The 21,927-nt window shown below is 44.4% G+C and carries 18 protein-coding genes; 11 read left to right on the top strand and 7 right to left on the bottom strand.

Annotation, left to right across the window (positions count from 1 at the left end; genetic code table 11):
• Positions 1-5: 5 nt before the first annotated feature.
• Both FVR03_RS02890 and FVR03_RS02895 read left to right on the top strand, forming a co-directional pair.
• Positions 6-719, top strand: a complete 714-nt coding sequence (locus FVR03_RS02890; protein WP_147920266.1) for a TVP38/TMEM64 family protein — start codon at positions 6-8, stop codon at positions 717-719.
• Between the two features lie 667 nt (positions 720-1,386).
• Positions 1,387-1,914 (top strand): RlpA-like double-psi beta-barrel domain-containing protein, encoded by a 528-nt coding sequence (locus FVR03_RS02895; protein WP_187270020.1) that lies wholly within the window; start codon positions 1,387-1,389, stop codon positions 1,912-1,914.
• A 269-nt stretch (positions 1,915-2,183) separates the two neighbouring features.
• Here the strand turns inward: FVR03_RS02895 and FVR03_RS02900 are convergent, their stop codons facing one another.
• Positions 2,184-2,375 carry a hypothetical protein gene (locus FVR03_RS02900; protein WP_147920267.1) on the bottom strand — a complete coding sequence of 64 codons (192 nt, stop codon included), beginning with the start codon at positions 2,373-2,375 and terminating at the stop codon, positions 2,184-2,186.
• 241 nt (positions 2,376-2,616) lie between these two features.
• Here FVR03_RS02900 and FVR03_RS02905 point away from each other — a divergent pair, with 241 nt between their 5' ends.
• Positions 2,617-3,582 carry a sterol desaturase family protein gene (locus FVR03_RS02905; protein ID WP_147920268.1) on the top strand — a complete coding sequence of 322 codons (966 nt, stop codon included), beginning with the start codon at positions 2,617-2,619 and terminating at the stop codon, positions 3,580-3,582.
• Between the two features lie 635 nt (positions 3,583-4,217).
• Here FVR03_RS02905 and FVR03_RS02910 read toward each other — a convergent pair.
• Both FVR03_RS02910 and FVR03_RS02915 read right to left on the bottom strand, forming a co-directional pair.
• Positions 4,218-4,649: a DUF4890 domain-containing protein gene (locus FVR03_RS02910; RefSeq protein ID WP_147920269.1), complete on the bottom strand. Its 432-nt coding sequence runs from the start codon at positions 4,647-4,649 to the stop codon at positions 4,218-4,220.
• Between the two features lie 134 nt (positions 4,650-4,783).
• On the bottom strand, positions 4,784-5,836 hold the full coding sequence (locus tag FVR03_RS02915; protein WP_147920270.1) for a nucleoid-associated protein: 1,053 nt from the start codon (positions 5,834-5,836) through the stop codon (positions 4,784-4,786).
• Positions 5,837-6,478: 642 nt separating this feature from the next.
• Here FVR03_RS02915 and FVR03_RS02920 point away from each other — a divergent pair.
• Entirely contained in the window at positions 6,479-7,162 is a 684-nt protein-coding gene (locus tag FVR03_RS02920; protein ID WP_255474036.1) for a porin family protein, read from the top strand.
• Positions 7,163-7,321: 159 nt separating this feature from the next.
• Here the strand turns inward: FVR03_RS02920 and FVR03_RS02925 are convergent, their stop codons facing one another.
• The gene (locus FVR03_RS02925; protein WP_147920271.1) at positions 7,322-7,960 is read right to left on the bottom strand and encodes a hypothetical protein; all 639 of its coding nucleotides are present in this window, start codon (positions 7,958-7,960) and stop codon (positions 7,322-7,324) included.
• Positions 7,961-8,563: 603 nt separating this feature from the next.
• Here FVR03_RS02925 and cysM point away from each other — a divergent pair.
• The gene (gene cysM, locus FVR03_RS02930) at positions 8,564-9,448 is read left to right on the top strand and encodes a cysteine synthase CysM (protein ID WP_147920272.1); all 885 of its coding nucleotides are present in this window, start codon (positions 8,564-8,566) and stop codon (positions 9,446-9,448) included.
• Positions 9,449-9,609: 161 nt separating this feature from the next.
• Here cysM and FVR03_RS02935 read toward each other — a convergent pair whose 3' ends face one another.
• Positions 9,610-11,436, bottom strand: coding sequence for a M2 family metallopeptidase (locus tag FVR03_RS02935; RefSeq protein ID WP_147920273.1), 1,827 nt, complete (start codon positions 11,434-11,436; stop codon positions 9,610-9,612).
• Between the two features lie 587 nt (positions 11,437-12,023).
• A complete protein-coding gene (locus tag FVR03_RS02940) occupies positions 12,024-12,893 on the bottom strand; it encodes a DUF2911 domain-containing protein (protein ID WP_147920274.1) in 870 nt (289 codons plus the stop codon).
• Positions 12,894-13,381: 488 nt separating this feature from the next.
• Between FVR03_RS02940 and hisG the strand changes: the two genes are divergently transcribed.
• The 4 genes from hisG (at position 13,382) to hisB (ending at position 17,793) form a co-directional block, all read left to right on the top strand.
• Entirely contained in the window at positions 13,382-14,233 is an 852-nt protein-coding gene (hisG, locus tag FVR03_RS02945; protein WP_147920275.1) for an ATP phosphoribosyltransferase, read from the top strand.
• Entirely contained in the window at positions 14,233-15,522 is a 1,290-nt protein-coding gene (hisD, locus tag FVR03_RS02950) for a histidinol dehydrogenase (protein WP_147920309.1), read from the top strand. Before hisG ends, hisD begins: the two co-directional genes overlap by 1 nt.
• Positions 15,515-16,564 (top strand): histidinol-phosphate transaminase, encoded by a 1,050-nt coding sequence (hisC, locus tag FVR03_RS02955; RefSeq protein WP_147920276.1) that lies wholly within the window; start codon positions 15,515-15,517, stop codon positions 16,562-16,564. Before hisD ends, hisC begins: the two co-directional genes overlap by 8 nt.
• A 134-nt stretch (positions 16,565-16,698) precedes the next feature.
• Positions 16,699-17,793, top strand: coding sequence for a bifunctional histidinol-phosphatase/imidazoleglycerol-phosphate dehydratase HisB (hisB, locus tag FVR03_RS02960; RefSeq protein ID WP_147920277.1), 1,095 nt, complete (start codon positions 16,699-16,701; stop codon positions 17,791-17,793).
• Between the two features lie 160 nt (positions 17,794-17,953).
• Here the strand turns inward: hisB and FVR03_RS02965 are convergent, their stop codons facing one another.
• Positions 17,954-18,352, bottom strand: a complete 399-nt coding sequence (locus FVR03_RS02965; RefSeq protein ID WP_147920278.1) for a hypothetical protein — start codon at positions 18,350-18,352, stop codon at positions 17,954-17,956.
• A 282-nt stretch (positions 18,353-18,634) separates the two neighbouring features.
• Here FVR03_RS02965 and FVR03_RS02970 point away from each other — a divergent pair, with 282 nt between their 5' ends.
• Both FVR03_RS02970 and FVR03_RS02975 read left to right on the top strand, forming a co-directional pair.
• Entirely contained in the window at positions 18,635-20,143 is a 1,509-nt protein-coding gene (locus FVR03_RS02970; protein WP_147920279.1) for a M20/M25/M40 family metallo-hydrolase, read from the top strand.
• 365 nt (positions 20,144-20,508) lie between these two features.
• A complete protein-coding gene (locus tag FVR03_RS02975; protein ID WP_147920280.1) occupies positions 20,509-21,921 on the top strand; it encodes an anthranilate synthase component I family protein in 1,413 nt (470 codons plus the stop codon).
• Positions 21,922-21,927: the final 6 nt, after the last annotated feature.

Here is a 21,927-nt window from a genome sequence, read left to right on the forward strand (position 1 = left end):
GGTACATGGCAGAAGCAACTCAAAAAGAGCAGAATAAAGAAGTAGGTGAAAGTAAATGGCCCTTGTACCTAACCGGAGCCATTGTGGTAGTGCTGGTACTGGCCTACTTTGTTTCGCCTGATTTTAAAAACACCATGCAAGAGGCATGGCTAGTGATGACCAGCGGAGAAGAGGAGCAAATTTCTGAATGGGTGAGTCAGTTTGGATTCTGGGGGCCGTTTTTCCTGGTTGGCGCTATGGTAGCGCAAATGTTTCTAGTGGTGGTAAACGTGGTAGCGTTAATGTTGGTGGCTATACTGGCTTACGGACCTGTCTGGGGATCAGCTCTGGCTGTATTAGCTGTATCGGTGGCTGCTACGGTTGGGTATTTTATAGGACATGCCCTGGGAGAGACCGGCGTAAGTAAGATTATCGGCCATAAGGCAGAGAAAAAAGTAGCAGGTTTTGTAGATGATTATGGTATATGGGCTGTTATAATTGCCCGTATTTCTCCGCTGCTCTCCAACGATGCCGTAAGTTTTGTGGCTGGCTTTGCTAAAATGGGTTATTTAAAGTTTATGGCGGCAACACTTGCCGGTATAATACCCCTGACTATTTTGCTGGCCTGGCTTGGCGAAAACAGTGACCGCCTAAAATCTGGTTTGCTTTGGTTAGGTGGCATCAGTTTGCTATTGTTCATTGGGTATGTGGTGTATGATAAATACGTTAAGAAATCTTAAAACCAACCAGTACCTCCGGTTTCACCAGTTTCACAAACAGTACTTGAACCTGCTATTTCGTTTTGAAATCTCCTTAATTTTTTGCTTCTTTAGCTACGCGATTACTTAAAAATAGGAATAGATGGTTTACCATTCAAAATAGATCTAAAGTTAAATTTAGTTGATTAAAAAGAGGAGAAAGGCCGGCAGAAATTGCCGGCTTTTTTTATTTTAACCTGCTTTAACTGGCTTCTAGATCCAGGTTTCAATTGGGGAGTAATAATAATTGCCAGATACATATACATTGAACAATTGACTCATCTGACCAAAGAAAATTAATTAAGGGTTCTTTAAATAATTTAATTTTAAACTGCTGAAATCACTCGGTTATTACCGTGTTATCTGATAATTTGCTTTACCAACACACTGCGTTTAAGCTCCGGTTATATTAAAATAATTATACAAATATTCACAAATATTAATAATTAGAGATATCATATAGATAAATGAATTGATTATAACTAAATAAATAAAAAATTTAACCCTGTATAATAATCGAGCTTATACCTTGAATTTTATATAAATATTGGCTTAACAGCGCCTATTGTAAGGTCTTGAAACCTAGTTGAAAAACTATCGTTAAAGCCATTTATTATTAGAAAACCGATGTATAACAAAAAGATTGCTTATGATTAGGTACAAATTACTAGCAGTAGCACTCTTCATTTTCATGGTTTTGGATGAAGAATTTTCGGTCAGTAAAGCAGAGACGCTGCAAGCTGACAAAAATAAGGAAACTACAATTTTTAATATTGCTAAACCAAAAACCATAGCGGAACAGGAACCTACTGCAGATGCTACTCCTGAACCTATTACCGTAACAGCCACTGTTTACTTTCCTGAGCCAGGTCAGACCGACGATACTCCTTTTATTACCGCAGATGGCTCCAAAATAAATGAAAAAAATCCGGGCAAACATCGTTGGATCGCAGTTTCGCGCGATCTGCATGAGCGGTGGGGCGGCGAGATCAGTTATGGCGATTCGCTGGTCGTGTCCGGTATTTCAGACGATCTGGACGGACTTTATATCGTTCGCGACACTATGCACAAACGCATCCGTAACCGTATCGATATTCTGGTAGGGAGGCAGGACGAGGTAATGGGTAAATGGAAGAATGTTCAGATTTCTAAATTTATCGCCTCAACCGAATCGTAGGTACCAGTAGTTTAACCCCTGCTTTTGGGGATGATAATTTAATCTAATTATTCTAATGAAAAATGCATTTAGAAGAAGAAAGGTAAAAATTTAGTCAAGGGTAGCACTTGCTGGCATAAACCTAAGCGTGTTGTCCTGTTTGTTTCATAGGCCCGGATGCATCAGCATCTCCGGGCTTTTTTTATGTTCATGGCATATTCGGTCAAAGGATTTAATTTGGACAGGTTCTGCAGTAGGAGCAAAGGCAGTGCAAGTCTTATAGCTATTAGTTAAACTACATACGACTGTAATATTTCCAAACCTTCTCCATCGTTTTGCGCCTCCACCACCTCATCTATCACATATTGCACCTCCTGTTCGCTCCATTTCTCTTTCTCGGCAGCTTTAACAAATACATCTAATGCCACAAAACGTCCGGCCTCTAGTGGTAACAGCGTTTTAACTTTTTTTCTGATGTTCATTTTTATCAATCTTATAGACACAGATAATTTAGCCCTCCGCTCATAAAAAAGCAAATTTTTGAGTGGTAACCTGTTAAGCAAAATATATCTGGCAAAGGCTTAGTTTGAGTTAAAAAACTAAGTTACAGATAGGTAAAGGCCCTATTATCTGTTTAAATAAGGCTGTGGTTGATGTCGCGGTTAACCCTTTACCTACATACCCGTTTGTATATATAAGTTTAGAATGAGAAAAACAAATTTAATGAACAAAGAGCTAATTACCTTTGACCAGTTAGATGGGCTTAATGATTTAACAATTATGCACTACGCTGCCCCCCTTATCGTAATTTCGGTGGTGGCAGAATGGCTGGTGGGGGTTTACAAAAAGAAAAACTACTACCATAAAAAGGATTTTCTGGCAGCTTTGACCATTGGTGGCGTTAATGCAGTAATTGGCGGCGCGATGAAAATTTTTCTTTTCTCGATCGCCATGTACATCTATAACATCGTGCCGTGGGCAATGCCACGCGTGTGGTGGGGTTTTCTGGTTTGCTTTATTGCCGTTGATTTTTGCCGTTACTGGGCGCACCGTATTGCGCATGAGCAGCGGTTCTGGTGGGCTACACACGTTACGCATCATTCGTCCGCCAAAATGAATTTTTCGGTTTCGTTCCGTACCGGTTGGACAAACCAGATTAAGTTTGTGTTCTTTATACCGGTACCCCTTATAGGAATTGACCCTTTCACGTTTTTTGTTTGTCACCAAATTGCAGTGCTGTACCAGTTCTGGATTCATACCGAGCTTATCCGGAAAATGCCAGCCGCTTTTGAATACATTTTTGTAACTCCTTCGCACCACCGGGCTCACCACGGTTCAAACCCACAGTACATCGACAAGAATTACGGATCAACTTTAATTATCTGGGATAGAATGTTTGGAACATTTGAGGCTGAAGAAGAAAAACCAATATACGGACTTACCACACCAGTCACATCTTACAACCCCGTTTACCTGGTATTTCACGAGTACATAGACATCTGGCGCGATTTAAAACATGCCACATCTGCAAAAGAAGTGTTTCAGCTGCTCTTTAAGCCCCCAGGCACACTTGTAACAGAGCAGCAGCGGCAGGAGGCAGAAGCGAAAAATAGATTAGTAACGCCAGCTACAGCACCTATACAACATGTGGCACCCCAGCACGATCAGGAAGTAGTGTTGGCGAAGTAACAGCAATACTACTTTGGCAGCAGGTAATTTAAGAGTATTGGAATTAAAGAATTAATAAACTAAAAAAGTAGAACCAAAAACATAAAAAGCTGCAGCGAACTCATATCGCTGCAGCTTTTTATGTTTTCTTACCCTTGATGAGATTTTGCTTAAACTTCTTTGGAAGGGCAAATTCATTAGTAAAATTGCCAGCTCCTATGAAGGCCTTTAATCTATTTTTAAATCAATGGCTTACACAGCAAAGCAACTGAAAGGCCTGTGAATAATTATTTACTGATGTTACGCATTAATGCGACCAGCAAAGTGAAAAAGTGTTAGAACCAATTTAAAGGAGACTTCCTGATAAATGTGCGCAACATCAGTTATTAAGAGCAGATACCAGTTCAGTCTTCTTAGTTTAAATTATTCAAAATTTATGAAGCTGTTTTCAACTAAATGAACATTTTGCAACTTTCGCTTCTAAATTATTCTAATGAATACAGCCTCCAGAAGGTTTAACATCCAAATTTTGCCAAGGGTCTACCCGGCATGTTTAAGTCGAATGAACTTGGGAAATATTCAATTATATTCTCAACAATGTATGTCGGCTGGTAAGAAACAGTTTAGATTTATTAAGACCTCTTAAGCAAGCTATACTAGTTCTGATCCTGGTAACCTCCTGGTTGGGCAGATGAGGGATTGCTTTGTGCTTCTTTCGGAACGCCCATTTTCTCTTCGCGCCGCTGCTGGTACTGGGCAAATTGCACAGGCGAGAGGACTTCCTTTATCTGCGATAGCCTTGTCTGGCCGATCATGTCCATTTGCTGCATCAGCATTTTCGGGTTGTCTTTGTATTGATTTTTGGCGGCTTCGGCATGCTGCATGCTTGCCAGGTTAATAGCTCCTACTTTTTTCACCTGATCTGGCGTTAAGCCAAGGTGTTTGGCCATACCAGCTGTTATTTCCTGTGCACGCTGCTCCACTGTTTTACCTGAGGCAGGAGTTGCTTTTTTGGCGGCAGAAGTGGTTTGTGCAAAAGCAGCAGGAGTTCCTATTGCCAGTAGCAAAACAAAAAGTATATGTTTCATAAAGTTAAAAGTCTTTGGTACTTGTGTGTTAGCACATGTCGGAATCAATGCTATTTAGTTTACTGCTTTTTTACAACAATCATTCCGCAAATTAAAATTCTGCAACTGCCTACCACGCAAAGCAGCTGTGGCCCTTATGATTCGCTGTGGAAATAAACTTTATAAAAGTGCATGTTGCGATCCTCGTCATACCCGCGCTCCATGAACTGCTCGCTTTGCTCCGGGTTGTAGCCACTTAATTTTATTTCTATTTGGGTATCCAGTTTAATGAAATTTTTAAACTTGCGTTTCATGTTACGAACTGTGGCTTTGTTTATGGTAAAGTCATCGAACTGCTCTATGCCGCGCTCTTCAGCAAAACTTTGCGAGTAGTTTTTAAACCGCTCCGCAGACTCAGGTTCATCAATTACGCTGCTGGTAAACTCCTCCAGGTCAAACGTCTCGTTTTTGGAGAAATAATCTACTGAGCGGTTTATAAAATCGATCTGGTCTTTTTTGCTGTCTTTCTGGGCATACACTTCCTCCGAAAAATCTTTACAAAGATTCAGGTAGGTTTTGGTGGTAAAGTTGGTGTCTTTCAACTCGGTTACGTGCAGAAAATCCTCTTTCCAAAACACTGCATCTGTACTGTTAGCGTCAACCAGCTTAACCCGATAACCATCCTCCGCTTCTGTGTTAAAAATCATGCAGCCTTTGTCTACACTTTTTACATTAACCCCGGAGTGGTAATTCAGTGCCAGGTCTTCTTCTTCATCCTGAAACGTCAGGAAAGTATCTTTATTCTCCGATTTAAAAATGCCGATGGCATCTACTGTTGTTCCTTCTTCCAGGCCGCAGCCGGAAAAGTAGGCGATGTACAGTTCTCCGCTTTTTACCTTCGGGTGGTCCGACTGCTCATATAAGTGGTTCAGTATGTGAATGGAGTACTCATAGAAATTCTCCGGTTTACCAAAGATAAGAGTGGCATACGCAAACAGCTCATTTAAAGTAAGGTCGGAGGTATGGGTAAAACGAAAAAACTCTTCTTGCTTAAATGGTGAAAGGAAATACCCTAACAGCAGGTTCGTCAGCTGCTCATCCCGCAGATCTACTAGGTCCTTCGATACGATAACACCTTCTTCTTTTGCTTTGTTGCCTACCCGGTGAACTGCCAGCTTGTGGAGTTGCACTAACTTTTTGTCGGTCATTCTTTTTTCTGAATCACTTTTTGTAAAGCTGCAAAGGTACGCGAACCACGCCCAATGGCAATTATTTTATCCTGAAGATTTAGTATCCTGATGCCCGAACTCATCAGAGAATATGCTAAAGAGAAGGTAGTGGAATGATTTATCGATACAATGAAGCTATTGTATTCCTGCCCTCTCTATCTTAGCATAATGGGTTTTAAAACAGCTTATTAGACTTTTACAATGCATCAGTAAAGCTTAAGGGCACCGGATGAAGGAGTAACTAAGAGTGTTAGAACTAACTTATAGGAACTGCCTGGTAGATGTGCGTAACATCCGAAAGTAATTGATGTCTGGAATTACAAGATTTTACTACCGGCCTCTGTGCGTAGTACCAGTTCAATCGCATCAGGACATAAGCCGGTAGCAGCTGCAGTAACTATAGGAGTTTTAGGGAAAGGCATCGGTAGTTTACTTGCAGCCACAGGTTTTTACTCAACTGTTTTTATAAATTCTCTATTTTTTTATAACTGAAAATCAATGTGTTAAACCAATCAATCCTGATGGTCCATAGATGTTATTTTATTCATGGCACGGTTTTTCTATTTACACAAACAGCTGCGCAGCTCCAAAATAGTTTCAAACATTTAATGGAGAGGAATCATGAGAAATATCATCATACTAATGGCGATGGCTGTGGTGCTGGGTTTATCGGCATCATCGGCTTTGGCGCAGCAGCAACCTGTGCGCCTTGGCATCAAAGCCGGGCTAAATATGGCTAACTGGCAAGGAGAGAGCGTAAAGAGCGCTAACAGTTTAATCGATTTTACTAACGGGGCGGTAACGCAGCGGATGCGGGAGGGGTTTCATGCCGGAGCTTTTATCTCCATACCCATCGCACCCGGCTTCGAAATAGAACCCGGCCTGTTATATTCACAAAAAGGTACCCGTTTAACAGGAACCTTACCTTTTGAGATAACAGATATTCTAAACGTTAGAGCGACTCTCACAAACAAAGCAGAATACCTTGACCTACCTATTCTGGCAAAGGTGTATGTTGGCGAGGGCTTCCATATTTTTGCAGGTCCGCAGGTGTCTTACCTGCTCTCAAATAAAGTTCGTGCAAGGGCAGGGGCGCTTGGTATTAACCTGCTTAACACAGAGTGGGACATGAAAAGCGGGATGCGTGAAATAGACTTTGCTCTTACAGGAGGTGTCGGCTACCGCTTCAATAGTGGCTTTAACCTTAGTGCCGGCTACGACTTCGGCCTTAGCCCTATCGACAATGCCGCTACTTTTAGAACATATAACAGTGTAGTGAAAGCCTCTGTTGGTTTTGCCTTTTAAGATATAAACTTCGTGTTCAGAATTTTACCATCAGTAGTAGAAAGAGTAACTCGTCATTTTGTGAAATAAGAAAGCCTGTGAAGTCACAGGCTTTTACTTTTTTTGCTAAGTACTGGTGAGATAGAGATGCGGGAACAAGATAACCTGCTTCTTTATGTGTTAAGATTTTTTGTAAGGGAAGTTTTTAGAGGAGTTTTTCATAAGTGCATTCGACAAGGATTGTCTGCTACTGCCTACGCTGCCAGAAGCAGTGTAATCATATTTCCACATCAGGTCGCCCTTTTCTCCTTCATGCACTGTTATGGTGGTGTTTACACTGTTAGTAGCGCCCCAGGCACCCACAAGTAAACCCACTGCAATGGCAGCACCATCAGACATAGGTTTAGACATAGTTGCTTTACCCGATACCACAGCATCAACTCCTAAAATTTGGCAAAGTTCATCTTTAGAATAGGAGCGTAGGTCCTCGTACGAAATAAAGGCACCGTTTAAAATAGCATTTGTTTTAGACACATCCTGAAAAGTGACAGAGTATTTGTTTTTACTCACTTGCTTTAAGAAATAACCGTACACATCGCCTTGAAGGCCATACCCATAATCACGCTGCTGGTCTTGCAGCATGTCAACGGTAACACCTTTTGGTAAACGCTTGGCTTCTATCAGCACCTCAAAAGGAAGAATAGCAACAACTTTGTGCTTCTGTTTAACAGAGGCAAAATTATTGGCCTGGTAAATTTGAGGGCCGCATCCAGACAAAAATGTTGTTGCAAGAAAAAGGACAAGTAGAATTTTTTTCATGATAAACGATAAGTTATAGTATGGTAAAGCAGGTACAACAAAATATGCCAAAACCAGCCGGAAAGCTGTATGGTTTGCACAGAACACATTTTTAGGTAGTTTAAATAAGGATACTCTAAAGTAGAAGGATTAATTGAATAAGTAAAATTTTTAGAAGAATATATTTTTACCTATTCTTTTTCCAAAAGTCTATACCTCAAGAACATACTACTAACTAAGGTCTGTATGTGTAGTGCGTAAGCCAAGAATCGGAGAACCTGCTGCTGCACCACCTAATTGATTAAAAATAATAGTTCTCTAGTCACATCGTAAACATCTCCTGCAGGAATCTCATTTACCTTATAGGGCAATTGCTGCTGCCAGGAAGTTTAAATAATTAGCCAGATACAATAAATCTGGTAAAGGTTTATTATTTTGGCCTTTTCTAGACTTTGCCTCACTAGATTAGCAGGAATTTGTAACTTTTTCTAAAGGACTGGCTTCTGATTCGATCTGTTACGCTGTGGCAACGGAAGGAAATTCAACAATAAAATCTTTTAAAAAAAACAGCAAACAGGTTTAGCAAAGTAGCAGGAACCAGCGCTTTAAAATAAACACCAGATTATGGCCACTTTACTAGAATTGATTGGCAATACCCCATTAGTGGAATTAAAAACAATCTCGACCAACCCAAATGTTAAACTGCTGGGGAAACTGGAAGGTAATAACCCTGGAGGCAGTGTAAAAGATCGTGCCGCTTATGGCATGATAAAAGGAGCCTTAGACCGTGGAGAATTAAAACCCGGCATGAAGCTAATTGAAGCCACCAGCGGCAACACCGGCATTGCACTGGCTATGATTGCACGCATGTTTGAGGTAGAGATTGAATTGGTGATGCCAGCGAATGCCACCAGAGAGCGTGTGTTAACTATGGAAGCCTTTGGAGCTAAAGTTGTTTTAACGCCAGCCGAAGGCTCTATGGAAGCCGCTATAGATTATGTGCATGCCCAGGTGGCGCAGGGAGGTTACCTGATGCTGAACCAGTTTGCCAACCCCGACAACTACCTGGCGCACTACGAAACCACCGGACCTGAAATCTGGAACGACACTCAGGGTACTATTACCCACTTTGTATCTTCTATGGGCACGACAGGTACTATTATGGGTGTGTCGCGTTACCTGAAGGAACAGAACGAACAGGTACAGATTGTTGGTACCCAACCAACGGAGTGTTCACAGATTCCTGGTATCAGGAGATGGCCCAAAGAGTACTTGCCAAAAATATTTGAGCCGGAGCGCGTAGATATTGTTATTGACGTATCTCAGGCAGAGGCAACTGCCATGACACGCCGCCTTGCCCGGGAAGAAGGCCTTTTTGCCGGTATGAGCAGTGGAGGGGCCGTGGCAGCCGCTCTTAAACTAATGGACACCATAACCGAAGGTGTGATTGTCTGCATCATCTGCGACCGTGGCGACCGTTACCTCTCCTCTGATTTGTTTGGCAATTGAGGTTAAATTAGAGATGCTGGATTTTTCAGTTTGATCAAAAAAAGGAGTACAAGTTTTGGCTTGTGCTCCTTTTTTGTTAACTGGTTGATTCTAGCAGGCAGGTTCTCGAAATATTTTAAAAAATTATAAAGGCTATTTTTAACAACTTAACCTCTTGATGCCTAAATAGTTGCTTTCCGGCCTTTGTTCTGCTCTTTCAGGTATTCCATCAGGGGCTGAAAGTAGGCGACCATGGCGCGGGCACTGAGTTCTTCGCCGGTTTTGTCTTTCAGCATTTGTCGCCAGTCGGCACTTGCACCTGGGTACATAATTTCTTTTAGGAAAGCGCCCACTTCTTTGCTGCCATAATAGTTGGTGGCGTGCGGGTCCTGCTTCAGAATGTTCTTGGCAATGTGGTCGTGCAGTTGAAACAAGATGACATACGACAAGGCATAATCATAATACTGCGCGGCATCATCGTTAATATGTGTTTTGGTGGTGGCATCGGTAAAAGCTTCGCCTCGTTCAGCAGGAGGTGCCATTCCCTGGTATTTCTTAGTTAATTCCCACCAGCGCTTGTTTAACTGATCTTCCGGAAGGTTTTTGGCATAGAAATCGTGTTCCCACTCACTCATAACCCCGGAGGCAAACGGAATGAATACCACGTAACTAAGCGCCTCTTTCAGTAATGTCTGGATCTCGTCTGTTTCTGTAGAGGCATCAACCAGCTGCAGTTCAGCCAGAAACGGCTTTTGCATAGCCGCCAGCCCCATCAGGCTTCCCATGGCTTCGTGGTAGGCTCTGTTCGCACCTCCCCGTAAAAGCACTGGCACATCTGGGTTGGTGTAGGTCATATAATAATAAATATGGCCTAGTTCATGATGAGTGGTCTCGTACCAATCGGCATTAGGCTCTACACTCATCAGGCTACGCACATCGGTACCCAGGTCCATGTGCCAGGCCGAGGCGTGGTTGTTCTTTTTGTAATTGGCAGTAGCAGGCAAGGGGTAAAGACTCGACTTTTCGTAGAAGGATTTTGGTAGCTCCGGGAAGCCCAAGCTGGTATAAAACCGCTCGGCCTGCTCCACCAGCCATTTATCGCCTTTCGCCTTAAGAGCGCCATCCAGGTCCAGTCCTTTTACTTCTACTATCGCGCTCCAGTCCTGGCCCCAGCGGTTGGGGAGCCAGTGGGCAGGCAGCATATCGGGCACCTGCTTTACGCCATACTGTTTTGCCAGCTCATACCGGGCATAGGTATGCAGCTCGCGGTAAAGCGGCAGTAGTTCCTGGTTCAGTTGCTGCATCAGTTCCATCATTTCTTCGCGCGAAAAGCCGTAATCGGATGCCTGGTAACTGAAGTAGTCGTCGTAGCCAAGGCTCTGCACCGTTTGGTTGCGCAGGTCACGTAGCTTCAGAATGCCTTCGCGCAGGCCTTTGCCTACTTCTTTGCTCGATTCCCAGGCCGCCAGCCGCTTCTGAACATTCTTTTCAGAACGCAAAATTTTATCGATGTCGTTGGTGGTAGCCGATTTGCCATTCAACTTATAATCGAACCCATAAAGCTTTTCGGTTTGCTCGGTTTCTGCTTTAATGCGCGCTTTTACCACCTCCGGCACCGTTTGCGGGTTATTGGCCGCTGCATACAGAATCTCCTCCAGTTGCAGTACCTGCAGGTTGGTAAGTTCCTCTTTCTGCTCCAGGTAAGTGCGCGCCTGTTTTATGTTATCGCTGCTGCCTGTAAAGCGTGCCAATGCCTCGTTCGCCTGCCGTGTGGCGACTGCATTGGTAGAGTCACCTTCCACAATACGGGTGTTGGAGGCCCATTCTGCCTCAGCGGAGGCAGTGTACAGCTGCTGGTATTCTTTTGAGTACTCATCCAGAAACTCCTGCGCGTCCTGTTGTATGGTGGTGGCTTCTGCGGTAATGGCAGTAGTAGCCGTTTCTGACTTTTGGCTGGAGCAGGAAAAAAGCAAGGCAGCCGTCAAGCCGGTTAAAATGATTCTTTTCATAAGATGTAGATTCGTAGCTGTTGTGTTGTCCGAACCTCTAAATTACAAATTCCGCAGACTCTTACACGGAAGCAAATAAATAAAAAGCTGATGGCAGGAAGTAAGCTTGAATTTTAATGGTTACCTACTAACATGTTTCAGGGAGATCCTATTGTGTACATTGTCAGGAGTGAATTATTTCAAGGAAATATGCCTCCAAAAGAATTTTAAGGAGAAAATTGCCAAGGGTAAACTTATTTATTAGAATACATGCCTACTCTTATCGTTTAGGTTCAATCAGAAGGAGCTAGAAATCTATTCTTCAATGGCTGCTACAGATCGAATACCTTGGCCAGGTGCACACAATAAAAGTAGACTGTGCAGGTAGGGACCTCAAAAAAGAGCTGACATAACATAACAGCAACTTTGCGAACTTTATCTTCAAAGCCAACAGCTGAAGCTAGCGGATTTAGCCCACAAGATTTTTCCAGAATAACAACGTGTTTACAAATTAACCCGCAAGCAGCCAGGGTAATTATTCAAATAAAAATGGCCTTCCAAAGCGTTTTGCGCTCTGGAAGGCCAAGGGTACAAAGGATTAATTTTTTTTAAAAGCGCTTCTTTTTCCAGATGGTATATGCAGCCTCAATTTCTCTGGCGTAAACTTTATAAGCTTCTGGCTCTGTGTTACCTAGCTGCATGGCTTTAGCTGTCAGGTTAGCTGCCTCCTGAAACTCCTGGTTCTGAGCGTACAGGCGGGCTTTTACCCAGTTGTTATAAAAGTTCTCTTTAATTGCAATCGATTTGTTTATCCAGGTAAGTGCCTCCTCATGGTGCTCCTTTCTCGGAATCATATATTCAGCGCTCTGGGCCCAGATAAACCAGTCGTCGGAGCCTGATTCTTTTAGTGCCTGCCTGATGTTAGCGATAGCCTTTTTCTCCACCTCGGTCTCTATCTGCACCGTAACACGCGAATTTTCCCAGACCATGTGCAGCTTGCCCGTATTGGCGCCGATATCAGAAAACTGAAACTGCATGGTTTCCTGTAAATCTATTTTCTGTGGAGTAACCCGTAAGTAGGCTACATCATTTAGTTCGTTATACCCCTCCAGGCCCCAAAGCGTAGTATCTTTGTTCAGCACAATGTTCCAATCCGTATCATTTTCCGGCAGTATGAAAAACGAGTAGGTTCCAGCCGGCACCCGCTCGTGGTTCAAATACACATCATCCGAAAACTTAATAAGTGTTGCTTCGTTAGCACCCGCACGCCATAAGGTGCCGTAAGGTACCAGGTTGCCGAAAATCTTACGGCCACGCACGCTTGGCGTATGGTACTGAATTGAAATTTCTGTTAAACCGATAGTCTGTTTCACAAACGCTTCCGGGCTCGCTTGCGGAAGTTTTAACTGCGCTAGCACAGGCTCACTGATCAGCACAGAGAGCAACAGCAACAGGAGGCTTAACAGGTATTTTGTCATTCTAAGGAAGATATGCTACGTTATATAGAAGCAAACTGAAAAAATTATGCCAGATACATCTGCTGATGTATCAAAATATAAAGTTAAGGAATAAAATTTAGAAGCTTTAAAAATTACAGGCTACCATAGCACGTTGATGTTCCAAATTAGCCTTGCCCTGCTGTTCAGGAAGAAAGGTTGAAATTTAACATTACGGTTATATTCGGCTGATTTTTTATAGGAAAGGCAAGAGAAAAACAAAAATATTTTCATTTCTCAAATTTCCTGTTACTTTTGCAGCGCATATGAGCAAAACCACTATCTATACAGCCCTTTTTCATGCTGCAGCGCCTGCTGCCTGTGGTTCTGTTGCGCCTCATCATCACTTCCATCATTCCTCGTAAGAGGAATAATATCATTATATCGCCCCGTCAGGCTAATGAAGCCGTAAACTACTTTGCCAGATGCAAAGCAGTCTCTATTTTTGTACCTAAACTTCTCTCTAAAAAATGCTCCGAATAGCTATCCAAAAGTCAGGCAGGCTCAGCGACGATTCGCTTAACCTGATCCGTGAATGTGGCATCTCTTTTATCAGCAGTTCTTTAAAGTTAAAGACCGAGTCTACTAATTTCCCATTAGAAATTCTTTTCCTCCGCGACGACGACATTCCGGGCTATGTAGCCGACGGTGTAGCCGATATTGGTATTGTGGGCGAAAATGTGCTGGTAGAAGAAGGCAAGCAGGATCTTACCGTAGAAAAGCTCGGCTTCTCCAAGTGCCGCCTTTCTTTGGCTGTACCCAAAGCAGATGAGTACAACTCCATTGCTGACCTGGAAGGTAAAAACATTGCCACCTCTTACCCGAACCTGCTGCAGGATTACCTGACAAAGCACGGCGTAACAGCTCATATTCATACCATTAGCGGCTCCGTAGAAATTGCCCCCAGCATTGGTCTGGCCGAGGCAATCTGCGACATTGTTAGCTCCGGCAGCACACTCATCAGCAATGGCCTACGCGAGGTGGAGCGTGTGTTCAGTTCACAAGCTGTTTTAATTGCCAACGATAACCTGGACGAGGAGAAAAAGCAGATATTGGAGAAACTCCTGTTCCGGGTGCATGCCGTGCAACGGGCGCAACGGGCTAAGTATATTGTGCTAAACGTGCCAAACGACCAGGTGGAGTCGGTTAGCCAGTTATTGCCGGGGATTAAAGCACCTACAGTTATGCCATTGGCAGAAGAAGGCTGGAGCTCACTGCATTCGGTTGTGAACGAAGATGATTTTTGGGAAATTATTGAAAAGCTGAAAGAAGCAGGAGCACAGGGAATATTGGTAGTGCCAATCGAAAAGATGATTGTATGATGCGTAGAATACTATATCCGGCTGAGGCAACCTGGGCCGACCTGATGCAGCGCCCTACCAAAAACCTGGAGGAGCTGGAGCCCGGTATTCGGGAAACGTTTAGGCTGGTGCAGGAGCAGGGCGATGCCGCTTTGCAGGCACTTGCTCTAAAATTTGATAAAGCCACTATTCAACATTTACTTGTTTCCCCGGAAGAAATAAAGGCAGCTGAACAGCAGGTATCAGTTGAGCTAAAGGAGGCTATTTTGCAGGCCTACAGTAACATTCAGTTGTTTCATATGGCGCAGTCCGAACCGGTAAAACAAACCGAAACCATGCCGGGAGTTACCTGTTGGCGCAAAAGTGTAGCCATCGAAAAGGTAGGGCTATACATACCTGGTGGCACAGCTCCTTTGTTCTCAACACTGCTCATGCTGGGAGTGCCAGCCAAAATAGCTGGTTGCCGCGATATAGTACTTTGTACCCCACCGGCAGCAGACGGAACGGTACACGCAGCCATTCTGTATGTTGCTGCTTTGTTAGGAATTACAAAAATAGTGAAGGCAGGAGGAGCTCAGGCAATAGCCGCCATGGCTTTCGGTACAGAAAGCGTACCGGCTGTCGATAAGATTTTCGGACCTGGTAACCAGTACGTAACGGTTGCGAAGCAATTGGTAAATAAATACGGTGTTGCCATCGATTTACCAGCTGGTCCTTCGGAAGTGTTGGTGATTGCCGATGACACTGCCAATCCTGCTTTTGTAGCGGCAGACCTCCTTTCGCAGGCAGAGCATGGCGCCGATTCTCAGGTACTGCTGGTAACTACTTCACCTGGTTTTCTCGATAAGGTAGAAGGCGAACTTAAATCTCAGCTTGATGTCTTGCCACGTAAAGAGTTGGCAGAAAAAGCATTAAATAATAGTTTAGGTGTGGTAGTGAACGCTGTGGGAGAAGCGATTGCTTTTTCGAACCAATACGCACCGGAGCACCTGATTTTAGCCATTGCGCAGTTTGAAGATGTGTTGGAGCAGATTACCAATGCAGGTTCCGTTTTCTTAGGCAATTACAGCCCCGAATCAGCCGGCGATTATGCCTCCGGCACCAACCACACTTTACCAACCAACGGTTATGCCCGCGCCTATAGCGGAGTTTCGCTCGATAGTTTCGTCAAGAAAATCACTTTTCAATACATAACTCCGGCCGGTTTGCAGAACATTGGTCCGACCATAGAGACCATGGCTGCTGCAGAAGGCCTGGAAGCTCATAAAAACGCAGTAAGCATCAGATTAAAGGAGGTGGCAAATGTTTAATTTAAACGCACTGGTTCGGCCGAATGTGCTTAAAATGAAGCCGTACTCATCGGCACGCGACGAATTTAAAGGTGCCGCCAGCATTTTTATAGATGCCAACGAGAACAATATTGGCAGTTTAGCCGGTAACAACTATAACCGCTACCCAGACCCACACCAGAAAAAGCTGAAGCAGAAAATAGCTGCCATAAAAGGTGTGCGACCAAGCCAGATTTTTTTAGGCAACGGAAGCGATGAAGCCATCGACCTGCTGTTCCGGATGCTTTGCCAGCCGGGCCGGGATGTTATGCTGCACCTGCCACCGACTTATGGGATGTATGAGGTGTCTGCCAACCTGAATGATGTGCAACTGGATGCGGTGCAACTCACAGCAGATTTTCAGGTGCCGGTAGAGGAGGTGCTTAACCAGGTAAAGCCAAACACAAAGCTCATCTTTATCTGCTCCCCCAACAACCCGACTGCTAACCTCATAAACCCTGAATGCATTGAAGCGCTTTTGCGAGGGTTTAATGGTGTGGTAGTAGTAGATGAAGCCTATATTGATTTCTGCGACAGCCCAAGCTGGACGACGCGGCTTGATGAATTTCCGAATTTGCTGGTACTGCAGACCTTCTCAAAAGCCTGGGGCATGGCTGGTCTTCGCCTTGGCCTTGCCTTCGCATCGGAAGAACTGATTCAGCTTTTGGATAAAATCAAGCCACCCTACAACATCAACGAAGCCACTCAGGAACTGGCGCTGCAGGCACTCGAAAAGTCGGAGGACCTTCGCTATATGATTGAGGAAATTGTGCAGGAACGGGAGTTGCTGGCTCATGCGTTGCCACGGCTATCGTCGGTGCTGCACGTGTACCCATCCGATGCCAACTTTTTACTGGTTAAAGTAACAGATGCAAACGGCATGTATAATTACCTGGTAGAGAATGGTATTGTTGTGCGAAATCGCTCCAGCTTACCCGGCTGCGAAGGCTGTCTCCGTATCTCAGTAGGTACTCTGGAAGAGAACCAGAAACTGCTGCAGGTAATGGCTTCTTTTAGATTATAGATGTTAATTATAGAAACTAGCTAGTAGATATATAGACTGTAGATGTGAGATGATTGTTGTTAGAAAAATGCCAGGAACAAAGGAAGCCCTGCAAAAATCTAACATCTAAAATCTAGCATCTAAAATCTCAAAAAATGAAAAAAGCACTTTTTATAGATCGGGATGGGACCATTCTGGTAGAGCCAAAAACCGATTTTCAGGTAGATTCTTTTGAGAAATTTGCCTTTGTTCCGAAGGCGATTTATAACCTCGTGAAAATTTACCAGGAACTTGATTATGAGTTTGTGATGGTAACCAACCAGGACGGACTTGGTACAGATTCTTACCCGGAAGATACCTTTTGGCCCTACCAGAACAAAATGATGGAAATCTTGGAAAGCGAGGGCATCCGGTTTTCTGAAGTTTTAATTGACCGGAGTTTTGAGCACGAAGGTCTTGAGACACGGAAACCAGGCATTGGCATGATGAAGCGTTACCTGGAAGGAGAATATGACCTGGAGAACTCTTACGTTATTGGTGACCGGCTAACAGATGTAAAGCTGGCAAAGAACCTGGGTACAAAAGCCATTTTTATTGGCGAAGAAGCACAGGCTGCTGCTAACTTCAGCACCAACTCCTGGGATGAAATTTATCAGTACCTGAAGCTGCCGGAGCGTAAAGCCAGCATCAGACGCCAAACTTCCGAAACCGATATTTCTATAGATCTGAACCTCGATGGAACAGGTAAAATGGATATCAGAACCGGACTTGGCTTTTTTGACCATATGCTGGAGCAACTGGCAAAACATGGCAAGGTCGATCTGGGTGTAAAAGTAAACGGTGACCTGCACATAGACGAGCATCACACCATAGAAGACACAGGACTAGCCTTAGGAGAAGCCTTTTTGCAAGCACTCGGTGACAAAAAAGGCATTAACCGGTATGGTTTCCTGCTACCCATGGACGATGTGCTGGCACAGGTAGCCATAGATTTCGGCGGTCGCCCCTGGATTATGTGGGATGCCGATTTTAAGCGTGAAATGGTAGGCGATATGCCCACCGAGATGTTCTTCCACTTCTTCAAATCATTCAGCGACACCTCCAAGTCTAACCTGAATATTAAAGCGGAAGGGCAGAACGAGCACCATAAGATAGAGGCCATTTACAAAGCCTTTGCCAAAGCCATAAAAATGGCAGTGCAGCGTAACCCGCAGGATAACACCATACCCAGTACCAAAGGTACACTGTAATCTTTAGAAGCTTCGCCAAATTCAAAATTCCACAAAAGAGGGTGATCCTGTTGCAGGATCACCCTCTTTTGTGGAGGCTTAAGCTTAATACCCTTGAATCAAAATTTCAGAAAAACCTTTGGAAGGCCAAAACCATTGGAATAATTCGGGGTGGAAGGCTCTATACTGAACGCAGCCAGTCTTGGGCTGAATCAATATTATCAAACGTCCGGATGGGGTTAAGGTCGTCAGTATTTTTGAGGGCTTTATCGGCAGAGAGCCTGCTGAAGGCGCTGGAAGAGTATACCCAGGCAAAATTTAACATACCGGCAGCGACCATGCGTGGAAACCATTCCTGACCTACCCACTTAGAGGCACCCGACCAAATTCCCTCCACATTGGTATTGTCGTTCAGGATTTTGTTGCACCCCTTCTCTTGCATGAAAAATAATATTTTTTCACAGCCGGCAGTTACAGTTTCATAATTCACGAAGCCACGCCAATTCACATAAATCCAGTCGTCGGCTTCGTTATATTCTATCGCAATGTAGGATTCTCTAAAAAGTAATTCGTTTCTCATCAGCTATTACTGAGCTTTCATTAAACACGATGATTGTAAAAGTAAGAACACTATCGTTAAAAAAACAGGAAAAACACTATTTTTAAAAGAACGTGAACTTAAATGCCTGCCTGTTGTTGCTGTTAGCATTGGCTAAGTTTCTTATTTGTTTTCTCCCGGATCTCATTTAAAAGCCAACAAAACAGATGTTTAATTTAAGAGCTTGCTGGTTTTCGGGCTCCTGACCATCCGGTTAATTAATTTTCTTTTTCGGTAGCCAGAATTTAATTATATTCAATCCCGATGAAAAAACACCTTGCACCCTTTCCTCTTTTGTTGCTGTTCCTGCTTACGTTCTGTTGCCCTTACCGTGTTTCGGCTACTGTTGCCTGTGCAGCCCCTGACTCACTAATGGCCGAAGCTAAAGGAAGCAGGTATCGGGAGGCAGTGCAAAAGCTGTCGGGAGCCATCAAATTTAAAACCATCTCCGATACTGAAGATAAGAACACCTTTGCAGATGAATTTATTGCCTTACACGATTATCTGGAGAATGCTTTTAAGGAACTACATAGCAGGCTTACCCGTGAGATTATAAATAAACAAAGTCTGCTCTATACCTGGCCAGGAACAGATCCGGAGCTGAAGCCGGTATTGCTCAGCGCGCACATCGATGTGGTGCCGGTTGAGGCTGTTTCGATGGATGAATGGGAACAGGAGGCTTTTTCAGGAATTATAACTAATGGGCACATCTGGGGGCGGGGCGCACTCGACGATAAATACCGCGTGATTGCCATTATGGAGGCAGTGGAGCAACTATTGCTGAACGGTTACATGCCAGAGCGCACTATTTTGCTGGCGTTCGGGCACGACGAGGAAATTGGTGGTAACGAGGGAGCAGGGGCCATAAGTGAACTGCTGCAGGAGCGATATCAGCAACTGGAGGCGGTGTTCGACGAAGGACTTGCCGTAACCAAAGGTATATTTCCGGGAATAGAAGAGCCGATCGCTTTTATCGGAACAGCCTCTAAAGGCAGCGCTAATTTCAGGCTAACGGTGAAAGGCGATGGAGGTCATTCTTCAATTCCTCCAAATGAAACTCCTATTTCCATTTTGAGCCAGGCAATCGTTAACATCAACAACAACCCCTTTAAAGCTCATATTACGCCATCTACCAAAGAGACCCTCGAAATACTGAGCAACAGGCTGGGAGGCAAAAGCAAGTTTGCTATGCAACACTTCGGCTTGTTTAAAGGCACCATTAAAAAACAGCTTTCTAAAAACATGGCCACCGATGCCCTGATCCGCACCAAGGCATCGCCCACCATTATTCAGGCCGGCGAAAAGGAGAATGTGCTGCCACGGGTGGCGCAGGCCATTGTAAATGTACGCTTGCTGACTGGTGAAACAGAAGAAAGTGCCAGAGCGCATCTTGTAAAAGCCATCAGCGATGAAAGGGTAGAGGTGGCGGGCTATGGCACGTATTCACCTCCATCTGCGGTAGCAAAAACCGACACGTGGGTGTACCAGGCACTGAAGAATACCATTGAGACCTTGTTTCCTGAAGCGCTGGTGGTGCCGGCTCTTTTTCCGGGAGGCACCGACGCCCGCCACTATGCCAGCCTCACCGATAATATTTTCAGGTTTGCCCCGCAACTCGTAACGCCCGATGATGCCACCCGTGTTCACAATGTAAACGAACGCATTGCGCTAAGCGTGTTTGATGGCTGTATCGATTTTTACAACCTCCTGATCCGGCAGGTGGCTGACCAGGAAGAGTATTTTGTACAGATAGTAAACCCAGGGAATTTTTAAAGGCTGGCTACCCTTGACTAAAATTGGAGCAAAATGCGTTGGAAGGGTATTTTCATTTGAATAATTACTAACAATTATTGGTTTGATTAGCTAATTAAACATCAAATTAGATTATTTTTAATAATTGTTTAAAAAAGTTTTGCAAGTATAGTTGCAGACGTATACATTTGCTTTCAATTAGTTTAGCCCATAGAACAAAGGCATGATGAATCAGAATCTTCATACAGCATGGTGGTGGCACGTTGGTAAAAACATCGTGGACAGCCCTGCTATGAATCCTATAAAATAAGATTTAGCATAACCAAAGGTATTAAAGGCCTGCTGTTCACACGAATAGCAGGCCTTTTCTTTTCTACTAAGCACACATGAAAAAAATTAAAATTTATACAAAGCACAAGAGGCTCCTGGCCGATACCCTGACACCGGTTAGCGTGTACCTGAAACTGCGTGACCAGTACCCGAACAGTATTCTGCTCGAAAGCTCAGACTACCACGGTGCCGAAAACAGTTTTTCCTATATCTGCTGTGGCCCGATGGCAAGCTTTAAAGTAGAAAATGAGGTTATCACGGAAAAATATCCGGATGGCTCCTCCCAACAAACTCCCATAACGCCCGAAATAAATGTGCCGGCGCAACTGGCAGCATTTTCGCAGCTGTTTGAGGTGGAGGAACAGGCTGGCTTCAGCTTTATACACAATGGGCTGTTTGGCTACATGAGCTACGATGCTGTGCGCTACTACGAAGACCTGGACCTGAGCCTTCGGCCTGATCGCCTGCAGATTCCGGAGTTATATTATGCAGCCTATCGGTATGTTATTGCCATCAACCACTTCACCAACGAGGCTTTTATTTTCTCGCATAATTACACCCAGAACGAAGAAGATGGCATTGCGCAGCTGGAAGCCCTATTGAACAGCCTCAACATTCCGAGCTTTACGTTTAGAACATCAGGTGAAGAGGAGCACAACATAAGCCGCGAAGGTTTCCTGGAGAATGTGGCCAAAGCAAAGCAGCATTGTTTCAGAGGCGATGTGTTCCAGCTGGTGCTGTCGCGGAGGTTTGCCCAGGCTTTTAAAGGCGATGAATTTAACGTGTACCGCGCCCTGCGCTCGGTGAACCCGTCGCCCTACCTGTTTTATTTCGATTACGGCAGCTTCAAGATCTTCGGTTCTTCTCCTGAGGCGCAGCTAGTAATAAAAGACCGCAAAGCCAGTATATTCCCGATTGCCGGCACTTTCCGGAGAACCGGCGACGATGCAGCAGACGCAGCGCTGGCAGAGAAGCTGCTGGCTGACCCGAAAGAGAACTCAGAACACGTGATGCTGGTTGACCTGGCCCGCAACGACCTGAGCCGAAACGGATCAGAAGTGAAAGTAGAAACCTTCCGCGAGGTGCAATACTATTCGCATGTCATTCACCTCGTATCTAAAGTATCGGGTAAGCTGCACCCGCAAACCGACTCGCTGCAGATGGTCGCCAGCACCTTTCCGGCAGGCACACTATCCGGGGCACCCAAACACATGGCCATGCAACTCATTGATCGTTATGAGACTACCAACCGAGCTTTTTACGGTGGCTGCATCGGCTTCCTCGACTTTAATGGCAACTTCAACAGCGCCATCATGATCAGGTCTTTCCTTAGCCAAAACTACAAGCTCTATTACCAGGCAGGAGCCGGCATTGTGGCTGCCTCATCGCCTGATAATGAGCTGCAGGAGGTCGATAATAAACTTATGGCCCTCAGAAAAGCGTTACAAATTGCCCAGGAGATAAATTAACCCGAT

Origin of the sequence: Pontibacter qinzhouensis, from assembly GCF_008017455.1 — a bacterium.
Classification (GTDB): Bacteria; Bacteroidota; Bacteroidia; order Cytophagales; family Hymenobacteraceae; genus Pontibacter; species Pontibacter qinzhouensis.

Coding starts and splice junctions, on each gene's coding strand:
- FVR03_RS02965 (WP_147920278.1), bottom strand. CDS start 18,352: ATGAGAAACGAATTACTTTTTAGAGAATCCTACATTGCGATAGAATAT.
- FVR03_RS02900 (WP_147920267.1), bottom strand. CDS start 2,375: ATGAACATCAGAAAAAAAGTTAAAACGCTGTTACCACTAGAGGCCGGA.
- hisG (WP_147920275.1), top strand. CDS start 13,382: ATGCTCCGAATAGCTATCCAAAAGTCAGGCAGGCTCAGCGACGATTCG.
- FVR03_RS02920 (WP_255474036.1), top strand. CDS start 6,479: ATGAGAAATATCATCATACTAATGGCGATGGCTGTGGTGCTGGGTTTA.
- FVR03_RS02940 (WP_147920274.1), bottom strand. CDS start 12,893: ATGACAAAATACCTGTTAAGCCTCCTGTTGCTGTTGCTCTCTGTGCTG.
- FVR03_RS02925 (WP_147920271.1), bottom strand. CDS start 7,960: ATGAAAAAAATTCTACTTGTCCTTTTTCTTGCAACAACATTTTTGTCT.
- FVR03_RS02935 (WP_147920273.1), bottom strand. CDS start 11,436: ATGAAAAGAATCATTTTAACCGGCTTGACGGCTGCCTTGCTTTTTTCC.
- FVR03_RS02970 (WP_147920279.1), top strand. CDS start 18,635: ATGAAAAAACACCTTGCACCCTTTCCTCTTTTGTTGCTGTTCCTGCTT.
- FVR03_RS02915 (WP_147920270.1), bottom strand. CDS start 5,836: ATGACCGACAAAAAGTTAGTGCAACTCCACAAGCTGGCAGTTCACCGG.
- FVR03_RS02895 (WP_187270020.1), top strand. CDS start 1,387: ATGATTAGGTACAAATTACTAGCAGTAGCACTCTTCATTTTCATGGTT.
- hisD (WP_147920309.1), top strand. CDS start 14,233: ATGCGTAGAATACTATATCCGGCTGAGGCAACCTGGGCCGACCTGATG.
- cysM (WP_147920272.1), top strand. CDS start 8,564: ATGGCCACTTTACTAGAATTGATTGGCAATACCCCATTAGTGGAATTA.
- FVR03_RS02890 (WP_147920266.1), top strand. CDS start 6: ATGGCAGAAGCAACTCAAAAAGAGCAGAATAAAGAAGTAGGTGAAAGT.
- FVR03_RS02910 (WP_147920269.1), bottom strand. CDS start 4,649: ATGAAACATATACTTTTTGTTTTGCTACTGGCAATAGGAACTCCTGCT.
- FVR03_RS02905 (WP_147920268.1), top strand. CDS start 2,617: ATGAACAAAGAGCTAATTACCTTTGACCAGTTAGATGGGCTTAATGAT.
- hisB (WP_147920277.1), top strand. CDS start 16,699: ATGAAAAAAGCACTTTTTATAGATCGGGATGGGACCATTCTGGTAGAG.
- hisC (WP_147920276.1), top strand. CDS start 15,515: ATGTTTAATTTAAACGCACTGGTTCGGCCGAATGTGCTTAAAATGAAG.
- FVR03_RS02975 (WP_147920280.1), top strand. CDS start 20,509: ATGAAAAAAATTAAAATTTATACAAAGCACAAGAGGCTCCTGGCCGAT.